Origin of the sequence: Variovorax soli NBRC 106424 (assembly GCF_001591385.1) — a bacterium.
GTDB classification, from domain to species: Bacteria; Pseudomonadota; Gammaproteobacteria; order Burkholderiales; family Burkholderiaceae_C; genus Variovorax; species Variovorax soli.
The window spans coordinates 12,160-34,884 of sequence record NZ_BCUU01000056.1 but is presented as its reverse complement, the minus strand read 5'-3'; the positions used below and the strand labels follow the sequence as shown (position 1 = coordinate 34,884).

Sequence of the window (22,725 nt, the reverse complement as noted above, 5' to 3'; positions counted from 1 at the left end):
AGCAACCAGCAACCAGCAACCAGCAACCAGCAACCAGCAACCAGCAACCAGCAACCAGCAACCAGCAACCAGACATTCGCATATCCTCAGCAATCGGCACAACGGACGAAGTCTGGAATGCGTGACCGCTGAATTTGCTGGATTGAGCGTCTCGGGCCTGGATGCGCTGAGTGCCGAATTCGCTTTTCGTGGATGGTGATGGATGAGTAAAGAACGCTACCAAGAGGATCTTCCCGTCTCACTTGAGGACTTTCTTGCTTCTGGATGGAAACAGAAGCTAGACGCAACGCCCCGCGAAGGTTATTCGACGATGTGGCAGGCTCTCTCGGAGGCTGCACGCAACGAGATTGAGGAGGGTCGCGACAAACACGGAAAGGTGCTGTGGTTGCTTGCCGATGCCTGCTCGATGATGCTTTCTCCGTCGGGCAAGAACGAACCGTTTAAGCCCTTTGCCGTTTTCCATGATCGGCGGTCGGTCATTCCCGATGATCTGCCTGAAGCTGACATTCAATTCTTCGCTGAGATTGTCGACTCAGTCGACGACTACTGGCTAAAGGCGCGTCTTGCCGATCTGATTTGGTTGAAGGGTAAACCCCGCAATGCCTCGTTCGCTCTGAAGGCAGTCGACGCGTATCGATCCATTCCGCTCGATGTAAACACTTGGATTCACGGCGGACGAGACTGCTGGTCGCGAGCGATCAGTTTGGCCCAGATGCTCAAGAATGGTGCCGGCGACCGATTGGAGCAAATGGAGGGATCAATCGTAGACGCGTTCAACAACGCAACTTCGACCGACGGCTTTCTTGGACTCTGGTTGGCCGACCTTCTGAAATCAAATGGTCTGGCGCAAACCCTCCGAGCCGATATCGCAAAGAAACTGGAAGCGCTGGCCCTTGAGTTCGAGGACCAAAGCGACTTGCACAGGGCGCGAGCATATTTCGCTGCCGCTGCTCACTGGTACAAAGTCGTCCCCGATGAAGTCATGGCAGTCGAAATGACGGTGGCTGTTGCCGAAAGCTGGGTCAAGGAAGCCATTGCACGATCTGCGTCAGAAATCCCGAGCTACATGGTGGCTGCAAGTTTCTACGAAAACGCCATTCAGACCTATCGAACGATTCCGAGGGGCGAACGTGCCACGCACCGCGTCGATGAGCGAATCGCAGAGCTTCGAAACCATCTGAACGATTCTGGTGAGAGGTCGCTGGGAGAGATGGGGGTTATCCGTACACCCGGCGTTGACATCACGCAAATTGTCGAAAACGCGCGGCAATCTGTCACCGGAAAATCCGCTCAGGAGGCGCTACTTGCTTTTGCGAATCTGCATCGCGGAGCAAACGTAGAAGATATGCGCAAGAGTGCCTTAGAAAGGATGCGCCAACATCCCCTGCAATCCCTCTTTTCCGCGACGGTGATGAGTCGTGATGGCCGCGTCATCGCCAAGCGCCCCGCGATGAGTTTGGGCGGAGAGCCGACGGAAGACGACGAGATAGCCATCCGCGCCGGGATGATCCGCGACTACGGCATCTTGGTCAGCATCGTGGTTCAAGGTGACATCTGGCCCGCGCTGGAGGTTCTTCTATTGGAGCATCGGTTGCGTGAAGCTGATTTTGTTGACTTGGCCAACAATTCTCCCATCGTGCCCAAGGGTCGCGCCGGGCTTTTCGGAAAAGCGTTGTTCGCCGGGTATGAACGTGACTTCGTCACCGCGCTACATCTTCTGGTTCCTCAAATCGAGCATATGGTGCGGATGCATCTGAAACAAGCGGGCGCCACGACCACGAATCTCGACAAGGATGGTATCCAGAATGAAAACGGGATGAGCACGCTGATGGACTTGCCGGAAGCCGAACAGGTTTTTGGGAAGGATCTCGCTTTCGAGCTCAAGTCACTGTTCTGCGATGCGTTCGGGCCGAATTTGCGCAATGAACTGGCTCATGGGTTGCTCGATGAGGACGGATGCCATTCAACATTTGCGATCTATGCGTGGTGGCTGACATTGCGGCTTACCTTCAAAACGTGGTGGAACGCTGCGCGAAAAAGCAAAGCAGTGGAAGACGCCACTGGATGAGTCTCTTGCCAGGCATGGGAATAGCGCCGTTCATCCGGCCAAAATGTTTGGCTCCCAGCATCGGAGCAGGGACTGTGGACATCGCCTCTTGGCCAGATCTTTCATGGTCGGTGCGCTGTCCGCCGCACCGACAAGGGTTGCGCGTCTGATCGAGCAAGCCGGTTGGCTCGCAGTCGAGAGTTTTGCAAGGCCCGCCTTACTGGGCCGCTGTTGGGGCGCCGCCCTGTGGCTTTGTAGCCCTCTGCCCGCATTTGCAGGTCCCCCCGAGAGTCTCTCTGGTGAGACCGACGATGGTGACGTGCCGTTCGCCTCTAAAGGAGTGGCAGGCAGCGCGAATTCTGTTAACAGTAGTGCGTGTGCTTGGTAGGGCCGAAAAGCAACGCTTCAGCAGGGACAAGGCTATAGCCTCAGACTTTGTCGTGGGGCAACGCGCCAGGGCGAGCCTTGTTCCGCTCGTCGCGTAGCAACGTTTCCAACGTCGATCAGCGCGACTCCAGGCGCGTAACCCGCGCCTCCAGATCACGCAGGCGCTTGTCTGTGCTGTCCCGGCGGCTTGCCACCAGCGCGCAAATTTCGGCAATGGCGGCGCTGGTCTGCTCCATGCTTTCCATGCGGCGGTCGAGGTCCTGGAGGGCGCGGGAGAGTTCGTCGAGACCTTGGCCGAAGCCTTCGGCGCACCGGTCCAGCTTGGCGGCGATCTTGTCAACCTTCGTATGAATGACGTTGAGAATGCTCTCGTCGGTGCTCATGGGTTTCGATCCTCTCCTGGTCCTGCAACGCCGCAGTTCTTGACTGTAGCCGGGGTAATCGAATATCAACGCAAAAGAATAACTCCAGGAGGCATGATGCGACTCGTTGCCGTGGCGTTGCTAGTTGCTCTGGTCGGCTGCTCGACCACCAATTACCAAGTTTATGAAGGCCGCACGCCCCAAATCATAGAAGGTAGGGGCGGCACGAAGCAGGTGATTGATGGCTACGAGATTTGGGACAACGGCGATCCGCCGCGTCGCTATCAAGTGCTCGGTGTGGCAACTGTCGAGGACTTCGACAACGTATTTGGCAATCAGCGCATGCGCTCTGCCATTGCCGAGCAGATCAAGGCCGCGAAGGGCGATGCAGCCATCGTGCAGGATGGTTGGACCCAAGGCCAGAGCATCGGCAGCGGCGTTGCGTTCGCAGGCAACACAACTGCTTTTGGCACCACCCAGAGCAGCGGTCGCAAGCAAATCCGCTATCGGATCGTGAAGTACCTGGACAAGCCATGAAGCGATTGGCGCCGATTTTCGCCTTGCTGCTCGCCGGTTGCGCAGTGCCAACCACTGGTGTGACACCACTATCGGACGGTCTCTACAAGGTTGCACACCAGGGTAGTGGTGCATGGGTGACTACGGACTCACTCAAGGTCGAGGCCACGAAAGAAGCCGATGCCTACTGCAGCAAGGACAGCAAGAAGGTGCGCGTACTCGACGTGAAGCAAATTCCGGCACGGCCTTTCGGCGGCTGGCCCGAGGCTGAAGTGCTGTTCAAGTGCGAATGAGACCTTGCTGCGCGTCGATCAGCCAAGGCCGGGCTGCAGGCGCGCGCAGCGAACAAGGGCTCCCACTTTCGAGTGGGAGCCCCTTTTCTATTCCGGGTCCGGAAATCAGCGGGAAATGGCGGTGTTCGAGCGTGGCGTCGTGCAAGTTGCACACAGCCGTTGTGCGGCCGCAAGCGTAGATAAGGCCAGGGGCGCCGCCTAGACTGGCCGGGCACTGCAGCGCATTCGCACGGCGGCCGCCGCCACGGCGCGGCCGTCGATTCATCCCGGATCGACTTTCATTTCCCCATGCCCCGACTTCCCATGACCCGTTCGACCTTCCTGCACGCGCTGCTCGGCCTGGCCGGCACGACCGCGATGGTGGCTGCATCGCCCGCCTCCGCTGCCGCCACCACGCGAGCCGCTGCGGCATCCACGCCGACCATCCGCGCCATGTCCGGGGCGCCGCCCCTGGCTTCGCTCGCCCCGGCAAGCACCGCACTCCTGGTGATCGACTTCCAGGACGAGTACTTCGGCGGCCGCATGCCGATTCCGGACGGCATTTCGGCGCTGGCCCAAGCCCGGCGCCTGATCGCCTGGGCCGACAAGGCCGCGATGCCGGTCTACCAGGTGCAGCACGTCGCGCCGGAAGGCGCTGCGCTGTTCGCGCTGGGCGGCGATCGCGTGCGCTTCCATCCGGAGGCGGCGCCGCGCCCGCAAGACGTGGTGATCCAGAAGACCACGGTCAGCGTCTTCGCCAGCACCGACCTGCATGCACGCCTGCAGGCAGCCGGCGTGCGCACGCTGGTGATCTGCGGGCTGATGACCCATGCCTGCGTCGCCGGCGCCGCGCGCGACGCCGCACCGCTGGGCTACAACGTCGTGGTGGCCGAGGACGCCTGCGCCACGCGCGCCATCCGCCGTGCGGGCGGACAGGCGGTGGATGCCGATGCACTGCACCGCGCCGCACTGGCCGAGATCGAAGACACCTTCGGCGACGTGCTGTCCACGGCCTCGATCCTCGCGCTGCCGCTGCGCTAAGCTCGCGCGCTTCTTTTTGTTTGTTCACGCCCAGGGAGCAGGATGGACCAGCTGGCGGCCATGCGGACGTTCCGCCATATCGTCGAGGCGCGCGGCATCTCGGCCGCCGCGCAGCGCATGGACACCACGCACTCGACGGTGTCGCGGCAACTCAAGCAGCTGGAGCAGGCGCTCGGCGCGCGGCTGCTCCATCGCGACACGCACGGCCTGTCGCCCACCGCCGCCGGCGAGCGCTACTACGCGGCCTGTGTCGACATCCTCGAGCGCGTCGATGCGGCCGCCGATGTGCTGGCCGACGAGCAGCGCCAGCCCAGCGGGCGGCTGCGCGTGAGCCTGCCGCTGGCCATCGGCGTCCTCGAACTCGCCCAGTGGCTCCCATCGTTCCAGGCCCGCTACCCCCGCATCGACCTGGATCTGTCGTGCAGCGACCAGTTCGTCAACCTGGCGTCCGACGGCTTCGACGCCGCGCTTCGCATCGACGGGCCGCTTGCCGATGCGAGCATGGTGGCGCGCACGCTGGCCATCGCCGAGGTGGTGCTGGTGGCGGCACCGGCCTACCTGGCGCGCCATGGAGTTCCGCGGCAGCCGGACGAACTGGCCGGCCACGCGCTGCTGGCCTACGCCGGCACGGAGCCCTCGCCCGAATGGCTACTCAGCGCCAAGGACGGCACGGTGAGCCGCGTGCCGCTGCGCGCACCGCGCCTGCGCTCGGACGCCATCACATCGCTGCACGCAGCCGCGCTGGCCGGCCTGGGCATCGCCGCCTTCACCCGGCCGACGGTGCAGGCCGAGCTCGCGCGCGGACAGCTCGTCCATGTGCTGCCCAACCACGCGCTGCCGCCGCGGCGCTACTACGCGCTGCTGCCGTCGACCCGGCATCTGGCGCCCAAGGTGCAGGCCTTCGTGACCCACATGGCCGAGCACTACCGCAAGGCCTGAAGCCGCCGCATCGATCTCGTTGGCGGGCCACCCAGAAAAAAAGCCCCCGGCCTCGCGGCCAGGGGCTTCCTCTCATTTAGGCCACGGGCCCCGATTCAAATCAGTTGCCGTTCGGCAGCGGGATGTTGAAGCCTTCCTTCTCCAGCCGCTCCCGAACCGTGGCCAGGCGCTGGTACTGCGAGAGCGTGATGGGGCCTGAATAGCCTTCGCTCTGCACCTTGCGCGGCGGGTACTTGATGTAGGTCTTCATCTCGTCCTTCACGGCCTGGTTGATGTTCACCAGCGCCCAGGTGTGCTCCGTGTAGTTGTTCATGAAGGTGTCGTAGCGCTCCTGCGGGTCTTGCCACAGGTCGAACACCTGGGGCACGGTGGCCACGTACTTCTCGGGGCCCTTCCAGCCCTGGTTGGAATCCACCGCCAGGCCGCCGGTGGCCACGCCGCCGTCGCCGCGCAGGTTGAACACGCCCTTGAACTGGCCCACGCGCACCGCGCCGGGGGTGAGTTCGTTCTCGGTGAAGTAGAACCAGGCCTTGCGATCGGACTTGCCGGTGCCGAACAGCACGGGCGACATGTCGTAGCTGTCGAAGATGATCGGCTTGCCCTCGCGGTCCTTCTCCGGCAGCTTGGCGCCGCCCACCTTGGCGAAGGTGGCCATCAGGTCCAGGCCGCCCACGATGTCGAAGTTCCTGGTGCCGGCCTTGATCTTGCCGGGCATCCAGGCGATGGCCGGAACGCGCACACCGCCTTCGCGCACCGTGCCCTTGGTGCCGCGGAAGGGGGTGTAGCCGGCGTCGGGGTACACGTCCTGCCAGGCGCCGTTGTCGGTGGTGAAGATCACCAGCGTGTTCTTGTCCAGGCCCAGCGAACGCACCTTGTCCATGATGGCGCCGACGCGGGCGTCCATCTCGACGATCGAGTCCGCATACCTGGACTTGGCCGCCGACTTGCCCTTGAACTCGGGCGCCGGCATGTTCGGCTGGTGCACCTTCATGAAGTTGACGTTCATGAAGAAGGGCTTGTTGGCCTTGGAGGCCTGGTCCAGGTATTCGATGGCGGCCTTCTGCACGTAGCCGTCGAAGTACGGAATGCCCACCACGCCGTTGGGATACTCCGCCGACTTCTCGGTGGGCTTGTCCATGTACTGGCCGTTGATGGCAAAGTCTTCCTTCGGCTTCTCGCCCGCCTTGCCGGAGACCGAGCCGCGGGTCACCTTCTTGAACATGGCGCGCAGGTCGTCGCTCATTTCAGGGAACCAGGTCGGGTCGGCGTAGGTGTAGGCGTTCAGGTGGTACAGGCCCGCGTAGCGCATGTCGTCGTAACCCTGCGCATTGGGCAGTGCGTAGTCCGACTCGCCCAGGTGCCACTTGCCGGTGAAGAAGGTGTTGTAGCCGGAGGTCTTGAGCACCGAGGCCAGCGTCCATTCGGCCGCCGGCAATCCGCCGCCCTGCCCCTGGAACGACACCGTCGTCATGCCGCTGCGGTTGGGATTGCGCCCGGTCTGCATGGCGGCGCGTCCCGGCGTGCAGCTGGGTTGGGCATAGAAGGTGAAGAAGGTCATGCCTTCGGAGGACAGGCGGTCCAGATTGGGCGTGGCCGCCCCGCGGCCCTCGCCACCGCCGTAGGCGCCCAGGTCGCCATAGCCGACGTCGTCGCCGACGATGAGGATGATGTTGGGCTTGCTCTGGCTTTGCTGCTGCTGCTGCTGTTGCTGCTGCGCCGTGCCGGATATCGCCGCCGCGCCGGCAACCGCCGCAATCAATAGATGTGTGACTCTCACAGGTTTCTTCCTTCCTTCACTTGATTGACGAAAAACTCGCCGCAAAAAACTCGCGCCTCCCACGCACGCGTGGACGGAGCACAAGAAGCGCCCTCGATCGATTCAACTGAGCTGGCGAGCCGATGGCTGCACGAGAAAACGTTCGCGGTCCTTTCCGCGAATCCAATTGGGTGGCCGTCCATAGCCGGACCATGTACGTCCGGATTCGGGGTCCCTGTAGCGAACGAGATCGTCGATGCCGGGGCCCCGGCCCAGTCCATCGACCGATCCATGGTGCTCGGCCGACACCGTGCCGCGCCTCGAGCGCATAGGCCTTTTTTCTGACTTCTGACGGCCAGCACCGGCCCCTTCATTGAATGAAGCCATCTGTGTTGAAATCCCCCTGAGCGTGGCGCGAATGGTAGTTGGCACTGACAGTGGCAACTATCCAAAAAACGAAAAACAAGAATGAAAACGGGATGACCTCATCTGCTTACGAGCTTCACACGTACTCGGGCTTCGAACCCGCGCAGGCGTTCGACGTGGTCTATGGAGGACACTTCGAGCATCGGCTGCTGTCGGCCCGGCGGTCGACCATGGAGCACCAGCGCCTGGTCCTGGACCAGGTGCGCATCGAGACCGGCCGCTATGACTTTCCGGTGGTCGCGCAAGGCGTCATGCCCCGCGACTGCGTGTGCATCGGCATCCTCGGCGAAGGCGTCGGCGTCACCCGCTGCAACATCGAGTCCCTGGAGGAAGACGACATCCAGTTCTACTCGCCCGGCATGGAACTCATGTACCACTGCACGGGCCCATCGCGGTGGGTCAACGTCTCCGCGCCCGAAGCCGTCATGCAGGACATGGCGCAGGCGCGCTTCGGGCGGCCGCTGAATTTTTCGATGCGCGGCATGGTGTCCTTCCGGCTGCCGCCGGGCGGGCGCGCCCGGCTCTGGCAACTGGTGAATGACGCCCTCGGCCTGGCCAGGGCCCTGCAACCCGCGGGCGTGGCGCCGCCGCTCGCGCGCGAGATGCCGCGCGCGCTGATCTCGGCCATTGTCGACGCGCTGGGCAACGCCCAGTTGGTGGATCGGGGCGGCAAGTCTTCGACGGCGCGCCGGCACTACCACCTGATCCTCGCCTGCGAGCGGCTGGTGTTGGACAGCGGGCTCGCCAAGATCGACCTGGCGGCGCTCGCGCACCGAAGCGGCTACACCATGCGATCGCTGGAGCTGATCTTTCGCAATGGTGTGGGCATGACGCCCGGGCGCTGGTTCATGAACATCCGGTTGAACGGGGCCCTGCGCGAGCTGATCTCCCCCGCAGCCGACACCTCCATCACCGAAGTGGCAACGCGCTGGGGCTTTCGCCACCTGTCGCGTTTTGCCGACCAGTACCGGCGCGCGTTCGGCGAACTGCCGAGCCAGACGCTGGCGCGCGCCGTTGAGTCGCCCAAGCCTCGCTAGCCGGTCAACGTCCGGCTGCGCCGCACGCCGCCATCATTTGCCGGCCTTCATGCGCATCAGCAACTCCAGCAGCTTGCGCGCCCGGCCGGCATAGGGCGGCTGAAACAGCATCTGCACCGCAGAGAACGGCCCCTGTCGAAACACCGGCCGCAGCTTGGAAAAAGTCAGGAAGCCTTCGCGCGCGTGGTAGTGCCCCATGCCGCTGGGGCCCACACCGCCAAAGGGCAGGTCGTGCTGCGCCACATGCAGCAGCCCTTCGTTGACCGAGACGCCGCCCGACATCACGTGCGTGATGTAGTAGTCCTGCAGAGCCTTGTCGTTGGTGAAGGGATAGAGCGCCAGCGGCCGGTCCTGGCTGTTGATGTACAGAGCCACCTCTTCGCGGCTGCGGTAGGTGCGCACCGGCAGGATCGGGCCGAAGATCTCGCGCCGCGACAGCTCCATGTCGGGCGTGAGGTCGAACACCAGGTACGGCGCCATCTTGCGCCGCAGCGCGTCGGGCGCCTGATCCGGCGCCAGGTTGACCACCGTGGCACCCTTGGCCCGTGCATCGCCCAGGGCGGCCTGCAGGCGCTCGAAGGAGCGCTGATCGATGATCGCGGTGTAGTCGTCCGAATTCAGGTCGGGATAGCGCCGTGCCACGAGGCGGCTGCAGTGCTCGGCAAAGGCCTGGCGGCTGCCTTCGGGCAGGAAGACGTAGTCGATGTTCGTGCAGATCTGGCCCGCGTTGAACATCTTCACCCACATGATCCGCTCGGCCGCGGTCTCGATCGAAAAGTCCGGCCCCACGATGGCCGGCGACTTGCCGCCCAGTTCCAGCGTCACCGGCGTCAGGTTGCGCGCCGCATTGGCCATGACCGCGCGGCCGGTGCTGCCCGAGCCAGTGAACAGCAGGTGGTCGAAGGGCAGCGCAGAAAAGGCCGGCCCGCGGCCGCCGCCGTCGTCGAAGAAGCGAAGCTTGTCGTGCGGCAGGTAGCGCGGGCTGATCTCCATCAGCAGCGCGGCCAGGTGGCTGGAGTTTTCCGACATCTTCACCATGGCCCGGTTGCCCGCCGCGAAGATGGCGGCAAGAGGACAGAACGAGAGGTTGAGCGGGAAGTTCCACGGCACGATCACGCCCACCACGCCCAGCGGCTGCGGTATCACCCGGTTGGAGGCTCCCGGGTACATCAGCACGTCGATGTGCCGGCGCTGGGGCTTCATCCATTTCTTCACGTTGCGGGCGCTGTCCTTGATGGTTTCCAGCGCCACGAAGAATTCCGCGAACAGCGTCTCGAACGCCGAGCGGCTGCCGTAGTCGCGGCAGATGGCCTCCACCAGCTGTTCGCGGTTGTCCTTGAGCATGCGGGCCAGCGCGTTCAGGTCGGCCACGCGCTCCTGGTGGCTGGGCTGCGGCTGCGCCAGGCAGGCCGCGCGCTGGCGCTCGAGGCATTCCTGGAATTCGGCCGGAATCGCCGGCGCTTCAAGTTCTTGAATGCGTGCGTTCATGTCGGCTCCGCGGTCGTTGTTGCTGCTGCTGCTGCAATTGCGTCGGTGGGGCGGCGGTCGATCTTCTGGCTCAGCACCATCGAGGTCTGGGTCTGCCGCACACCGTCGATCTGGCCCAGCTGGTCGAGCAGCGCATCCAGCTCCTGCGGCGATGCGCAGCGCAGCTGCACCATGTAGTCGAACTCGCCGCTCACGGCCCAGGCGCCCTCCACCTCGGGCATGCGCTCCAGTGCCTTGATGACGGCACCGGCGCTGCGCGCCTGGACGCTCAGCCCGCAGAAGGCGCGCACCGCCGACTCTTCAAGCCGCCGCCCGAGGCGCACGCCGTAGCCCGCCACCACGCCTTCGCGCTCCAGCCGGGCGATGCGCGCCACCACCGTGGTGCGCGCCACCTTGAGCCGGCGCGCGAGCTCCGCGGTCGGCGCCCGCGCATCGGCCTGCAGCAGGGCCAGCAGTTGTCGGTCCAGGTCGTCGAGGCGCGCTTGCGAATGCTCCATGCGACGCATTGTGCAGGTTGACCAAGGCGTTCGTCATTCCGGCGAAGGCTCCCCCGGCTTCGGCGTTCTGTGCCCTTCTTTCTGCCGGCGATGGCGGCTAGATTTTGGGAACACACCCACATGCAGCGAAGGAGGACGCCATGGCCAAGACAACTCAACTGGACAGCGTGCTGATCCTGGGCGCCGGCAAGATCGGCACCACGGTCGCAGACATGCTGGCGCAGTACCACCCGCGCCTGCGGGTCACGCTGGCGGACCAGTCGCCGCCCTCCGCCGATGCCGCCGCCGACCGCCAGGTTCGCCGCATCGTGCTCGATGCCAGCCGCGCGGACGATCTTTGCGACGCCCTGTCCGCGCACGACGCCGCCATCAACTGCCTGCCCTTCTTCATGGCCCAGCCGGTGGCCGCCATGGCTGCCACCTGCGGCACGCACTACTTCGACCTGACCGAGGACGTGGCCGCCACCCACGCCATCCGCCAGATGGCCGCCAACGCCAGCGCGGTGCTGATGCCCCAGTGCGGCCTGGCACCCGGCGTGATCGGCATGCTGGGCTGGGAGCTGGCCGGGCGCTTCGACACGCTCTACGACCTGCGCCTGCGCGTGGGCGCCCTCACCCGCCATGCCACCAACAGCCTGCGCTACAACTTCACCTGGAGCATCGACGGCGTGATCAACGAGTACTGCAACCCGGCCGATGCCATCGTCAACGGCGAGCGCGTGAAGGTGCAGCCGCTGGAAGGGCACGAGACCTTCACGCTGGACGCCGAGGCCTTCGAGGCCTTCAACACCGCCGGCGGCCTGGGCACCCTGTGCGAAAGCCTGCAGGGCCGCGTGCGCAACCTCGACTACAAGTCCATCCGCTATCCGGGCCATCGCGAGGCCATGAACTTCCTGCTGCACGACCTGCGCCTCGTCGAGCGGCGCGACCTGCTGCGCCAGGTGCTGGAGCATGCGGTGCCGCACAGCCGCGACGACGTCGTGATCGTCTTCGCCGCCGCCAGCGGCCTGCGCGCGGGCCGCTTCGAACAGGAGAGCCGCCTCGCCCGCATCTACGGCGGCGAATTGCGCGGCAAGGCGCGAACCGCCATCGAGCTGTGCACCGCCGCCGGGGTGGTGGGCGTGCTCGAGCTGCTGCAACAGGGCAAGCTGCCGGCCCGGGGCTTCGTGCGGCAGGAGCAGGTGCCGCTGCGGGATTTCCTTGCCACACGGGTGGGGCACCATTACGCACACTTGGACGGACACGCACCCACCCCCGCCGAAAACGAAGCGGCACAGGCCTGACCGGAGCCCATGCATGACCAACGACGAACTCTCCCGACTCTTCCAGCGCACCGGCCTCGGCGATGGCCAGGACGGATCGCTGCAGGTGCGCTCGCCCATCGACGGCGCGCCGCTGGCGCGCCTGCCGGAACTGCCCGCATCGGCCATCGACGGCATGGTGGCGCGCTCCCGCGCCGCCTTCCTCGCATGGCGCCTGGTGCCGGCGCCCGTGCGCGGAGAACTCGTCAGGCTCTGGGGCGAGGAGTTGCGCGCGGCCAAGGCAGACATCGGCCGGATCGTTTCGCTGGAGGTGGGAAAGATCGCGCAGGAGGGCCTCGGCGAGGCGCAGGAATGCGTGGACATCTGCGACTTTGCGCTGGGCCTGTCGCGCCAGCTTTATGGCCGAACCATCGTATCCGAACGCCCGGGCCACCGCATGATGGAGCAGTACCACCCGCTGGGGCCGGTGGCCGTCATCACGGCCTTCAACTTCCCGAGCGCCGTGTTCGCCTGGAACGCGGCGCTGGCCCTGGTATGCGGTGATCCGGTGATCTTCAAGCCCTCGGAGAAGGCCCCGCTGTCGGGCCTGGCCACCTTCCGTGCGCTGGAGCGCGCCATCGAGCGCTTCGGCCACCGGGCGCCCCCGGGCCTGGCGCAGATTGCCGTCGGCCGCGCCGACCTGGCCGAGGCGCTGGTGGAGCATCCGGGCATCGCGCTGGTCTCGGCCACCGGCTCCACGCGCATGGGCCGCTCGGTGGGCCCCAAGGTGGCGCAGCGCTTCGGCCGGCGCATCCTGGAGCTGGGCGGCAACAACGCGATGATCGTGACGCCTGCGGCCGACCTGGACATGGCGCTGCGCGCCATCCTCTTCGGGGCGGTGGCCACCGCCGGCCAGCGCTGCACCACGCTGCGGCGGCTCATCGTGCACCGCAGCGTCAAGGCCCGGTTGCTGGAGCGCCTGGTCAAGACCTACGCCGGCCTTCGCATCGGCGATCCGCTGGCCGACGGCACGCTGGTGGGCCCGCTGATCGACGAAGCGGCGTTCCAGGCCATGCAGGCCGCGCTGGCCTCCGCGCAGGAACAAGGCGGCAGCCTGCTGGCGGGCGGGCAGCGCGTCCTGACCGAGCGCCATCCGCAAGCCTGGTACGTGCAGCCCGCCATCGTCGACATGCCGGCACAGACATCCGTGGTGCGGCACGAGACCTTCGCGCCGCTGCTGTATGTGCTGGGCTACGACACGCTCGAAGAAGCCATCGAGCTGCACAACGACGTGCCGCAGGGCCTGTCGTCCTGCATCTTCTCCAACGACATGCGCGAGGTGGAGCTGTTCCTCTCGGCGGCCGGCTCGGACTGCGGCATTGCCAACGTCAACATCGGCCCCAACGGCGCGGAGATCGGCGGCGCGTTCGGGGGCGAGAAGGAAACCGGCGGCGACCGCGAAAGCGGCTCCGACGCGTGGAAGCAGTACATGCGGCGCAGCACCAACACCATCAACTACTCGCACGAGCTGCCGCTGGCGCAGGGCATCCAGTTCGGCTGAGGCTCTCGGGGCCTTGCTATATCCGGAACAGTCCGCAAGTATGTCGGCCGGCCCGCGCACGGTGCGATGGGCCGGGCAACCAAGGGAGATGAATGTGGCAAATCAGAACGCCGACTACGGCATCGCCAACGAACTCGCGCCCGAGCTGGGCGTCACCCGCTGGGTCGATCCGTCCGGCCAGCCGCTGGACGGTTTCGATCTTTTGAGCGCGCCGGGTCGCTACAAGCTGCTGTTCTGCTTCCAGCACGCCTGCCCGGGCTGCCACAGCAGCGGCTTTCCGACGCTCCAGCGCATCGTCCAAGCACTGCATGGCACCGACGTGCTCAGCATCGCGGTGGTGCACACGGTGTTCGAGGACTTCGAGCACAACACCTTCGAGGCCATGCTGGAAGACCAGCGCCGCTACGCCCTGCCCGTTCCTTTCGGCCACGACGCGGGCCAGGACCAGTCCGGCTCCGAGCTGATGCGCCGCTTCGGCAACGGCGGCACGCCGTGGTTCATCCTCATCGACCCGAACGGCGTGGTGGTGTTCAACGACTTCCGCCTGGATGCGGACCGGCTCGTCACATTCCTGCGCAATGCCACCCGCGACCCGGCCCCAGCGGTGCCGCCGGGCACCTTCACCTGGCGCGATGTGCTCAAGCAGGTGCGGGACGGCAACCCACCGCCGCCCCGGCGCGTGGAACGTTCCGCGGCCGAATGGCGCGAGCGGCTCACGCCCGAGCAGTTCCGCGTGACGCGCGAGCGCGGCACCGAGCGCGCCCACAGCTCGGACATGTGCGGCCTGTTCGAGCCGGGCGAATACCAGTGCGTGTGCTGCGGCACGCCGCTGTTCGAGGCCTCGACCAAGTTCGGCAGCAAGAGCGGCTGGCCCAGCTTCACGCAGGCGGTCGCGCCCGGCGTGGTGGCGCACCTGGCGGACGACAGCCACGGCATGCGGCGCGTGGAAGTAGCCTGCAATGTGTGCGACGCGCACCCTGGGGCACGTGTTCCCCGACGGGCCCGAGCCCACTGGGCTGCGCTACTGCATCAACGGCGTGGCGCTGGAGAAGGCTGCAGCAGCTGCCTGAGGCACCACGGCCGGGCCGCCCCTAGCCGGCCCGCGCCTCGGTCGGCGTGACGTGCAGGTAGAGCGCCTGCCCGCCGCGCACGATGCGCAGCACGCACAGCTTGCCGATGCGCGACTCGTCCAGCAGCCGATGCAGGTCGTCCACGGTGCGCGCCGGCGCACCGTCGATGCCCACGATCAGGTCGTCACTCCTGAGTCCCGCCATGGCCGCCGGCGAGCCGGTCTGCACATCGGACACGCGCACGCAGCTTTCCTGCGCCTGCACATCCAGCACGCGTGCCGCGCGCCGCGACAGCGGCACCGTGGAGCCCGCCAGGCCGATGTAAGCCCGGCGCACCCGGCCGTGCGTGAACAGCTGCGTGAGCACCCATTGCGCCGAGTTCACCGCCACCGCGAAGCAGATGGCCTGCGCGCCCGGAATGATGGCCGTGTTCACGCCGATGACGCGCCCCCGGCTGTCGAGCAAGGGCCCGCCGGAGTTGCCGGGGTTGAGCGCCGCATCGGTCTGGATCACGTTGTCGATCATCCGGCCCGCCCTGGAACGCAGCGAACGGCCCAGCGCCGAGACGATGCCGCTGGTGACCGTGTGGTTGAAGCCCAGCGGATTGCCGATGGCGATGGCGATCTGCCCGACCCGCAGGCGCGATGAATCGCCCAGCGTGAGATGCGGCAGCGCCCGGCTCGCGCCGATGCGCAGCACGGCCAGGTCGGTGTCGGGGTCTTCGCCCAGCAGCTGCGCGTCGGATCGCGTGCCGTCGGGCCGCAGCACTTCGAGGCGTGCGGCGCCGTGCACCACGTGGCTGTTGGTCAGCAGGTAGCCATCGGGCGTGAAGAGAAAGCCCGAGCCGGTTCCGCTGTGGCCCTTGCCCGGGCCGGCATGCGCCGCGATGGCCACCACCGCGTCGCGCACGCGCTCCACAGTGCCGGCCACGGTTTCGGAATAGGCGTCCAGCAGGTCGGCATCGTTGCCGGAGGAACGCGACTCGATGAAGGATGGTCGATCGCCCATGCACGGATAGTTGGAGGCCGCCGTGCCAATTGCAAGGCTGCAGGGCTGTCGAGACTCAGGCCAGCAAACCGTCCACGATCAGCTGCCAGTGCTTCTCTTCCACCGGCGTGATCGACAGCCGGTTGCCACGGCGCAGCACGACCATGTCGGCCAGTTCGGGCGTGGCGCGCATCTCGGGCAGCGACAGCAGGCGCGTCTTGCGCACCGCCTGCACATCCACCAGCACCCAGCGCGGCTTGTCGGGCCGGGAGTCGGCGTCGTAATAAGGGGATGCCGGATCGAACTGCGTCGGATCGGGCCGCGCGCCCGAGGCCACCCGCGCCACGCCGACGATGCCGGGCTGCGGGCAGCTGGAGTGGTAGAAGAGCACGCCGTCGCCCACCTGCATCGACTTGGCCATGAAGTTGCGCGCCTGGAAGCCGCGCACGCCGGTCCACGGCACGGTGGCGTCGGGTGCGGCCAGGGCATCGTCGATGGAACAGTCGTCGGGCTCCGACTTCATCAACCAGTACTGGGTCATCGGCTGTCTCCAGGATGTGGGGCGGCAAGCGTAGCAAAACAAACAACGCGCAGCCGAGCGCCAGCGGCCCCTGCGGCTAGAATTTTGCCCTTCCCCATGCTTGCCACCACCGCCGCACGCCGCTCACGCCGCACGCTGCCACGCCATGCCGCGTGGCTGCTGTGGCTGGTCCTGCTGGTGTTGCCGCTGGCCCAAACCGCGGCGGCCTGCCACGTCTACTCGCACACCGGCGAGTTGGTGGCCGGCACGCTCGACTACAGCAAGAGCAAGCATTCGGCAGGCGCCTCGCATTGCGACCTGTGCCTGGCCGGCAGCGTTGTCCATGGTGGCGGCCTTCCGGCCGCAGAGCTGCTGCCCGCGCTGTCCCGTCTCCATCATGCGGCCCCTGCTGCCGCCTTCGTATCGCCCTGGACGCCGCCGATCGGGCTGGCCTACCAGGGCCGCGCGCCGCCCGTCGCCCTGACTTGAACGTTGTCATCTCGCGCCCGCGCCGCCTTTCTTTTTTGCGGCGCGCGGGCGTGCTTCCAGACGTGCTTGCCAGGAGCGATTTCCGTGCACAGAAAACTCATTCCCGTGGGGAGCCTTGCGCTCGCCCTTTCCCTGCCTGCCGGCGCACAGACCGCCGCGGCCTCATCCAATTCCGACATCGAGGCGCTGCGAAAAGAAATCGGCGCCATGCGTGCCGACTATGAATCAAAAATCCAGGCGCTTGAAAAGCGCGTGAAAGACGCCGAATCGGCCGCGGCCAAGGCCCAGTGGTCCGCACCGCCGGCCGCCAGCACGGCCGCTGCAGCCACCGCGGCAACCGCCGCATCGCCCGCGGCGCCCGTCGTTGCGGCTGCGGCCACCGCACCGGCACCATCGACAGCTGCCTCCGGCGCCAGCGCAGCCAACAGCTTCAATCCGGCCATCTCGATGATCCTGTCGGGCGGCTACATCAACACCTCGCAGGACCCCTCCAACTACGCCATCAGCGGGTTCGCCCGCCCGCCGGGCGCCGAGCAGGGCCCCGGCTCGCGCAGCTTCACCCTGGGCGAATCGGAGCTGACGTTCTCGGCCAACATCGACCCCTACTTCCGCGGCGCAGCCACGCTGGCCGTGACCCCGGAAAACGAAGTGGAGCTGGAGGAAGCCTTTGTCGAAACCACAGCGCTGGGCAACGGCCTCTCGCTCAAGGGCGGCCGCTTCTTCTCCAACATCGGCTACCTGAATCCGCAGCACGCCCATACCTGGGACTTCGTCGATGCGCCCCTGGCCTACCAGGCCATGCTGGGCACCCAGTACAGCAACGACGGCCTGCAGATGAAGTGGGTGGCGCCGCTGGACCAGTACCTGGAGTTCAACGCCGAGGTGGGCCGCGGTGCCAGCTTCCCGGGCAGCGAAAGCGGCAAGAACGGCAACGGCATGTACAGCCTGGGCGTACACACCGGCGGCGACATCGGCACCAGCAACAGCTGGCGCGCAGGCGTGTCGGTGCTGGGCACCAAGTCCAGCGCGCAGGAGCTGCTGATGAGTGACGGCGCCGGCGGCGAGTTCACCAACGCCTTCACCGGCAAATCGCGCGTGTACGTGCTCGACGGCGTCTGGAAGTGGGCGCCGGACGGCAATGCCAAGCGCACCAATTTCAAGCTGCAGGGCGAATACATGCGCGCCGAACGCGACGGCAGCATGGTGGTCGACAGCACGGGCGCCGCCGTACCCGGCGCCTACAGCGATGCGACGTCGGGCTGGTACCTGCAGGGCATCTACCAGTTCATGCCGCGCTGGCGCGCAGGCCTGCGCACCGAGCGCCTGGACGCGGGCACGCCCTACTTCGGCGGCGGCAGCGAACTGGTGGCCAACAGCGGCTATGCCCCGACCAAGAACTCGCTGCTGCTCGAATACGCGCCCAGCGAGTTCTCCCGCATCCGCCTGCAGTACGCGCGCGACCGCGCCCGCGAGGGCCAGCCGGACAACCAGATCTGGCTGCAGTACCAGATGAGCCTGGGCGCCCACGGCGCGCACGGCTTCTGACCGCGTCGATTCCAGGAAAGGAAAGAACCATGAAGCTTCATCGCTCAACCCTGGCGGCGCTGCTGCTGGCGCCCGTCGTCTCCCTTCTTGCCGCCGCGCCGGCCAGTGCCGCGCTGCGCGTGTTCGCCTGCGAGCCCGAATGGGGCGCGCTGGCACAGGAACTCGGCGGCAAGCTGGTCGACGTGTCGGTGGCCACCACCGCAATGCAGGACCCGCACCAGATCCAGGCCAAGCCCAGCCTCATCGCCCGCACCCGCAACGCCGACCTGGTGCTGTGCACCGGCGCCGAACTGGAGGTGGGCTGGCTGCCGCAGCTGCTGCAGCAGTCGGGCAACCCGAAGGTGCAGCCGGGCCAGCCGGGCAACTTCGCCGCGGCCGACACGGTGCCCAAGCTGGAGGTGCCCACGCAGCTCGACCGCGCACAAGGCGACGTGCATGCGGCCGGCAATCCGCACATCCAGACCGACCCGCGCAACATCGCCCGCGTGGCGGCCGCGCTGGGCCCGCGACTGGCGCAGCTCGACCCGGCCAATGCAGCGGAGTACGCGCGCCTGGAGGCTGACTTCGCCAAGCGCTGGCAGGAGGCCCTGGCGCGCTGGAATGCCAAGGCGGCGCCGCTCAAGGGCGTTGCCGTGGTCTCTCAGCACAAGGGCTTCGCCTACCTGTACGACTGGCTGGGCCTGAAGGAAGTGGCGGTGCTCGAACCCAAGCCCGGCATCGAGCCCACCGTGTCGCACCTGCAGGGCGTGCAGGCCGCGCTCAAGAGCAATCCGGCCAAGGTGGTGATCTACGCGGCCTACCAGGACCCGCGTCCCTCGGAGTGGCTCAGCAAGAACGCCGGGCTTCCGGCAGTGAAGCTGCCCTTTACCGTGGGCGGCAGCGATGCCGCCAAGGACCTGTTCGGCCTGTTCGACGACACGCTCGACCGTCTGCTGAGCGCTGCTAAACCATGAATTGGCACGCACTGGACATCGGCATCCTCGGCCCGGCGATGGTCGCCGGGCTGCTGGTTCTTGCCACGCACGTGCCGCTGGGCGCGCAGGTGCTGGAGCGTGGCATCGTCTTCATCGACCTGGCCATCGCGCAGATAGCGGGCCTGGGCGTGATTGCGGCCGATGCGCTGGGCGTGGAGCACGGCGGCGTGGCCGTGCAGATCGCAGCGGTGGCGGCGGCCCTGGCCGGCGCCTGGCTGCTGACCTGGACCGAGCGGCGCGCCGCGCAGCAGCAGGAGGCCCTCATCGGCGTGCTGTTCGTGCTGGCCGCCTGCGCGGGCATCCTCATGCTGGCGGGCAATCCGCATGGCGGCGAGCACCTGAAGGACCTGCTGGTCGGGCAGATCCTCTGGGTGGACGGCACGCACCTGGTCTGGCTGGCGGCGGTTTCGGCGGTGCTGCTGGTGGCCATGCGCCTGGGCTGGGCGGCGCGGCTCGGGCGCTTCGGCTTCTACGGCGTGTTCGCGATGGCCGTGACGGCCTCGGTGCAGCTGGTGGGCGTGTACCTGGTGTTCTCCAGCCTCATCATTCCCGCGCTGGCCACGCGCAGCCTGCCGGCGGGCATGCGGCGCAATGCCATCGCCTATGGCGTGGGCGCACTGGGCTATGCGATGGGGCTGGCGCTGTCGGCGCTGCTCGACCTGCCTTCGGGCGCGATGATCGTGTGGACGCTGGCGGCCGCTGGCGTGGCCACGGCCTGCCTGCTGCCCGGCCGACCGGCATCGCAAGCCGGCCACTGAAAGCGGCGCGGGATGCCGCGAGCGCGGCGGCATCCGACGCTGCGCTCGCGGTCTACTGCTGTGGCGTCATGGCGGTGATCACCGCCACGCTCATCGCCTCCACGCTGGTCTTGATGGACGGCTCCGGCACTGGCGCAAAGAAGGGCGAATGGTTGAAAGGCACGGGCTTGCCGCCCGGCTTGCCTGCCGCCTCCCAGTCCTTGGGCGAGACGGTGCCCACGAAGAACATCATGCCCGGCACGCCCGCGTTCAGGAACTCCGAGAAGTCCTCGCTGGCCGTGATGGGCGGCGACTCCGTGACGTTGCGATCACCCAGTGCCGCCTTGAGCGCCGCGGCGGTGCGCTTGACCACGGCCGCGTCGTTCACCACGGCGGCGCCACCGGCCTCCAGCGACACGGTCGGCTCGGGCGCACCGGCCATGGCGGCTGCCGCATTGGCCGTGCGCCGCACGCCGGCCAGCAGCTTCTCGCGCACCTCGGGCTTGTAGGAACGGATGGTGCCGCGCAGCACCACCGTGTCCGGAATGATGTTGCCGACGGTACCGCCCTGGATGGCGCCGACCGTGACCACGCCGAACTCGGCCGGGTCCTTCTCGCGGCTCACCACGGTCTGCACGTCGGTGATGAAGTGCGCGGCGATGGCGATGGGGTCGATGGTCTTGTCGGGCGCCGAGCCGTGGCCGCCGCGCCCCTTGAAGGTGATCTCCATGCCGTCGGAGTTGGAGGTGGTCGGGCCGGCGCGGTAGCCGACGGTGCCGTACGGCGCTGCCGAGCTGTGCAGCGCCAGTGCGTAGTCGGGCTTGCCGAAGCGCTTGAACAGGCCGTCGTTGATCATCGACTTGGCGCCGTTCACCGTTTCCTCGGCGGGCTGGGCGACGAACATCAGCGTGCCCTTCCACTGGTCCTTCATGGCCAGCAGGGTGCGCGCGGTGCCGACCCAGGAGGCCATGTGCACGTCATGCCCGCAGCTGTGGGCGACAAAGGTCTCGCGGCCGTTGAACTGGGCCTTGGCCTTGCTCGCATAGGGCAGGCCCGTCTTTTCTTCCATGGGCAGCGCGTCGAGCTCGGTACGCACCAGCACCGTGGGGCCGGCGCCGTTCCTGTAGATGGCCACCACGCCGGTGCCGCCCACCTTCTCGGTCACCTCGAAGCCCAGCTTGCGCATCTCCTCGGCCAGCTTGCCGGCGGTGCGCACCTCCTGGAAGCCGAGTTCGGGATGGGCGTGCAGGTCCTTGTAGAGCGTTTCGAGCGAGGGGTACATTCCGTCCACGATCGGCGACACCTGTGCATGCAAGGGCGAGGCAGCACCCTGGGCCGCGGCACCGGCCGAAACAGCAAGCACCGCACAGGCCACCGCGCAGCGGCGGAAGAAAAGCGAATCCAAAAGCATTCGAAAAGACCCTTCGTGTTGGTTGATTGGAGGGGGAAGCAAACTTAGCAGGCATTGCGCCCGGGACGCTGTCCCACGCGAGGCACCTGGATGCACGAGCGAGAATCGCGCCATGCATCGCGCCGTCCAAAGATCCACCCCGCCGCGCGCCGGCAACCTGCTGCCTGCGCTGGCCCTCGCCGCCATGCTTGCCGGCTGCGCCACGCCCCCTGCGCCGTCCTCGACGACCGCGCCCTCGACACCGCCCGTGCCCGCAGGGCAGCCAGCAACCGGCACGCCTTTGGCGCAAGACCCGCAGTTGCAGCAGCGCTTCGCGCAGTGGGTCGGCGGCTTCAAGGAATCGGCCCGCGCCGCGGGATTGAGCGAAGCCACCCTGCGCGCGCTCGACGACGTGCAATACCTGCCCCGCATGGTGGAGCTGGATCGCGCGCAGCCGGAGTTCACCCGCCCGCCCTGGCAGTACCTCGACAACGCGGTGTCCGCGCAGCGCGTGGCCCAGGGCCAGGAGAAGCTGCAGCAGTGGCGCGCGCCGCTGGAGGCGGCCGCAGCACGCTACGGCGTACCGCCGGAAATCGTGGTGGCCATCTGGGGCATGGAAAGCAACTACGGCGGCAACTACGGCAACACGCCCACGCTGAGTGCGCTGGCCACGCTGGGCTTCGACGGCCGCCGCGAGGCCTGGGCGCGCGGCGAACTGCTGGCGGCGCTTCGCATCATCCAGGCCGGCGACATCGACCCGGCCCACATGATCGGCTCCTGGGCCGGTGCCATGGGGCAGACGCAGTTCATGCCCTCGGCCTTCATGAACTTCGCGGTGGACGGGGACGGCGACGGCCGGCGCGACATCTGGGGCAGCATGCCCGATGTGATCGCGTCCACGGCCAACTACCTGGCACGCTCGGGCTGGCAGCCCGGCCAGCCCTGGGGGGCGGAAGTGCAGCTGCCGCAGGGTTTCGACTTTGCGCGCGCCGACCCGTCGGTGCGCCAGTCCGGCGCGCAGTGGGAGGCAGAAGGCATCCGCAGCATGGACGGCCGGCCCCTGCCCGCCCTGGCAGACGCCACGCTCTTCCTGCCCGCCGGCGCGCGCGGCCCCGCCTTCCTGCTGGGACCGAACTTCCGCACCATCTTGCGCTACAACAACTCGACCAACTATGCGCTGGCGGTGAGCCTGCTCGCACAGCGCGTGGCGGGCGGACCCGGGGTGCAGGCGCCCTGGCCGCGTGAGCTGGCCCCGCTGTCGCGCAGCCAGGTGCGCGAACTGCAGGAGGGCTTGAACGCCGCCGGCCTCGACGCGGGCACGCCCGACGGCGTGATGGGCCCGGCCACGCGTTCGGCCGTACGCCGACTGCAGCAGCGGCTGGGCCTGCCGGCCGACGGCTACCCGACGATGGAGCTGCTCGGCAGGCTGCCGGCGCCTTGATG

General features: G+C 67.0%; 21 protein-coding genes and 2 pseudogenes. 15 read left to right on the top strand and 8 right to left on the bottom strand.

The features are described 5' to 3' along the window. Positions 1-199, top strand: a 199-nt coding sequence (locus VSO01S_RS27895; RefSeq protein WP_218002353.1) for a hypothetical protein, incomplete at its 5' end; no start/stop codon positions are given. A 3-nt stretch (positions 200-202) separates the two neighbouring features. Beyond that, positions 203-2,068, top strand: a complete 1,866-nt coding sequence (locus VSO01S_RS16625) for a DUF4209 domain-containing protein (RefSeq protein ID WP_068643921.1) — start codon at positions 203-205, stop codon at positions 2,066-2,068. Between the two features lie 482 nt (positions 2,069-2,550). Here the strand turns inward: VSO01S_RS16625 and VSO01S_RS16620 are convergent, their stop codons facing one another. Beyond that, a complete protein-coding gene (locus VSO01S_RS16620; RefSeq protein WP_068643920.1) occupies positions 2,551-2,817 on the bottom strand; it encodes a hypothetical protein in 267 nt (88 codons plus the stop codon). Between the two features lie 93 nt (positions 2,818-2,910). Here VSO01S_RS16620 and VSO01S_RS16615 point away from each other — a divergent pair, with 93 nt between their 5' ends. The 4 genes from VSO01S_RS16615 to VSO01S_RS16605 all read left to right on the top strand — a co-directional run bounded on the left by VSO01S_RS16615 (position 2,911) and on the right by VSO01S_RS16605 (position 5,564). Next, positions 2,911-3,333 carry a hypothetical protein gene (locus VSO01S_RS16615; RefSeq protein WP_153305287.1) on the top strand — a complete coding sequence of 141 codons (423 nt, stop codon included), beginning with the start codon at positions 2,911-2,913 and terminating at the stop codon, positions 3,331-3,333. Continuing rightward, the gene (locus tag VSO01S_RS27745) at positions 3,330-3,605 is read left to right on the top strand and encodes a hypothetical protein (RefSeq protein ID WP_153305286.1); all 276 of its coding nucleotides are present in this window, start codon (positions 3,330-3,332) and stop codon (positions 3,603-3,605) included. The genes VSO01S_RS16615 and VSO01S_RS27745 overlap by 4 nt, the downstream gene beginning before the upstream one ends. A 357-nt stretch (positions 3,606-3,962) precedes the next feature. Further along, positions 3,963-4,625 carry a cysteine hydrolase family protein gene (locus VSO01S_RS16610; protein ID WP_068643926.1) on the top strand — a complete coding sequence of 221 codons (663 nt, stop codon included), beginning with the start codon at positions 3,963-3,965 and terminating at the stop codon, positions 4,623-4,625. Between the two features lie 42 nt (positions 4,626-4,667). After that, positions 4,668-5,564 (top strand): LysR family transcriptional regulator, encoded by an 897-nt coding sequence (locus VSO01S_RS16605; protein WP_068643918.1) that lies wholly within the window; start codon positions 4,668-4,670, stop codon positions 5,562-5,564. Between the two features lie 100 nt (positions 5,565-5,664). Here VSO01S_RS16605 and VSO01S_RS16600 read toward each other — a convergent pair whose 3' ends face one another. Beyond that, entirely contained in the window at positions 5,665-7,341 is a 1,677-nt protein-coding gene (locus VSO01S_RS16600; RefSeq protein WP_084241921.1) for an arylsulfatase, read from the bottom strand. Positions 7,342-7,443: 102 nt separating this feature from the next. Further along, positions 7,444-7,563: pseudogene (locus VSO01S_RS28280) on the bottom strand (H-NS family nucleoid-associated regulatory protein); the annotation flags it as partial. A gap of 236 nt (positions 7,564-7,799) precedes the next feature. On the opposite strand from VSO01S_RS28280, the gene VSO01S_RS28170 reads away from it, so the two are divergent. After that, a complete protein-coding gene (locus VSO01S_RS28170) occupies positions 7,800-8,783 on the top strand; it encodes an AraC family transcriptional regulator (protein ID WP_068643917.1) in 984 nt (327 codons plus the stop codon). A gap of 33 nt (positions 8,784-8,816) precedes the next feature. Here the strand turns inward: VSO01S_RS28170 and VSO01S_RS16590 are convergent, their stop codons facing one another. Continuing rightward, complete coding sequence (locus VSO01S_RS16590; RefSeq protein ID WP_068643916.1) at positions 8,817-10,271, bottom strand: coniferyl aldehyde dehydrogenase; 1,455 nt, start codon at positions 10,269-10,271, stop codon at positions 8,817-8,819. Beyond that, positions 10,268-10,768: an Lrp/AsnC family transcriptional regulator gene (locus VSO01S_RS16585; protein ID WP_068643915.1), complete on the bottom strand. Its 501-nt coding sequence runs from the start codon at positions 10,766-10,768 to the stop codon at positions 10,268-10,270. The genes VSO01S_RS16590 and VSO01S_RS16585 overlap by 4 nt, the downstream gene beginning before the upstream one ends. Before the next feature lie 140 nt (positions 10,769-10,908). Between VSO01S_RS16585 and VSO01S_RS16580 the strand changes: the two genes are divergently transcribed. From VSO01S_RS16580 to msrB, 3 genes and pseudogenes are all read left to right on the top strand, one after another. Further along, positions 10,909-12,051 (top strand): saccharopine dehydrogenase family protein, encoded by a 1,143-nt coding sequence (locus tag VSO01S_RS16580; RefSeq protein WP_068643914.1) that lies wholly within the window; start codon positions 10,909-10,911, stop codon positions 12,049-12,051. A 13-nt stretch (positions 12,052-12,064) separates the two neighbouring features. Continuing rightward, complete coding sequence (amaB, locus tag VSO01S_RS16575) at positions 12,065-13,570, top strand: L-piperidine-6-carboxylate dehydrogenase (RefSeq protein WP_068643913.1); 1,506 nt, start codon at positions 12,065-12,067, stop codon at positions 13,568-13,570. Positions 13,571-14,216: 646 nt separating this feature from the next. Beyond that, positions 14,217-14,640: pseudogene (gene msrB / locus VSO01S_RS16570) on the top strand (peptide-methionine (R)-S-oxide reductase MsrB). A 21-nt stretch (positions 14,641-14,661) separates the two neighbouring features. Here msrB and VSO01S_RS16565 read toward each other — a convergent pair. Further along, on the bottom strand, positions 14,662-15,648 hold the full coding sequence (locus VSO01S_RS16565; RefSeq protein ID WP_068643912.1) for a S1C family serine protease: 987 nt from the start codon (positions 15,646-15,648) through the stop codon (positions 14,662-14,664). Positions 15,649-15,703: 55 nt separating this feature from the next. Further along, complete coding sequence (locus VSO01S_RS16560) at positions 15,704-16,168, bottom strand: EVE domain-containing protein (protein ID WP_068643911.1); 465 nt, start codon at positions 16,166-16,168, stop codon at positions 15,704-15,706. Positions 16,169-16,264: 96 nt separating this feature from the next. Here VSO01S_RS16560 and VSO01S_RS16555 point away from each other — a divergent pair, with 96 nt between their 5' ends. The 4 genes from VSO01S_RS16555 to VSO01S_RS16540 all read left to right on the top strand — a co-directional run bounded on the left by VSO01S_RS16555 (position 16,265) and on the right by VSO01S_RS16540 (position 19,913). Next, a complete protein-coding gene (locus VSO01S_RS16555) occupies positions 16,265-16,636 on the top strand; it encodes a hypothetical protein (RefSeq protein ID WP_068643910.1) in 372 nt (123 codons plus the stop codon). An 84-nt stretch (positions 16,637-16,720) separates the two neighbouring features. Continuing rightward, entirely contained in the window at positions 16,721-18,181 is a 1,461-nt protein-coding gene (locus VSO01S_RS16550; RefSeq protein WP_068643909.1) for a porin family protein, read from the top strand. 29 nt (positions 18,182-18,210) lie between these two features. Continuing rightward, complete coding sequence (locus tag VSO01S_RS16545; RefSeq protein WP_068643908.1) at positions 18,211-19,134, top strand: metal ABC transporter substrate-binding protein; 924 nt, start codon at positions 18,211-18,213, stop codon at positions 19,132-19,134. Beyond that, positions 19,131-19,913, top strand: coding sequence for a metal ABC transporter permease (locus VSO01S_RS16540; protein WP_068643907.1), 783 nt, complete (start codon positions 19,131-19,133; stop codon positions 19,911-19,913). Before VSO01S_RS16545 ends, VSO01S_RS16540 begins: the two co-directional genes overlap by 4 nt. 52 nt (positions 19,914-19,965) lie before the next feature. Here VSO01S_RS16540 and VSO01S_RS16535 read toward each other — a convergent pair whose 3' ends face one another. Beyond that, positions 19,966-21,303, bottom strand: coding sequence for an amidohydrolase (locus VSO01S_RS16535; RefSeq protein WP_068643906.1), 1,338 nt, complete (start codon positions 21,301-21,303; stop codon positions 19,966-19,968). Between the two features lie 112 nt (positions 21,304-21,415). Here VSO01S_RS16535 and VSO01S_RS16530 point away from each other — a divergent pair, with 112 nt between their 5' ends. Further along, positions 21,416-22,723 (top strand): lytic murein transglycosylase, encoded by a 1,308-nt coding sequence (locus VSO01S_RS16530; protein WP_068643905.1) that lies wholly within the window; start codon positions 21,416-21,418, stop codon positions 22,721-22,723. The last annotated feature ends 2 nt before the right edge of the window (positions 22,724-22,725 follow it).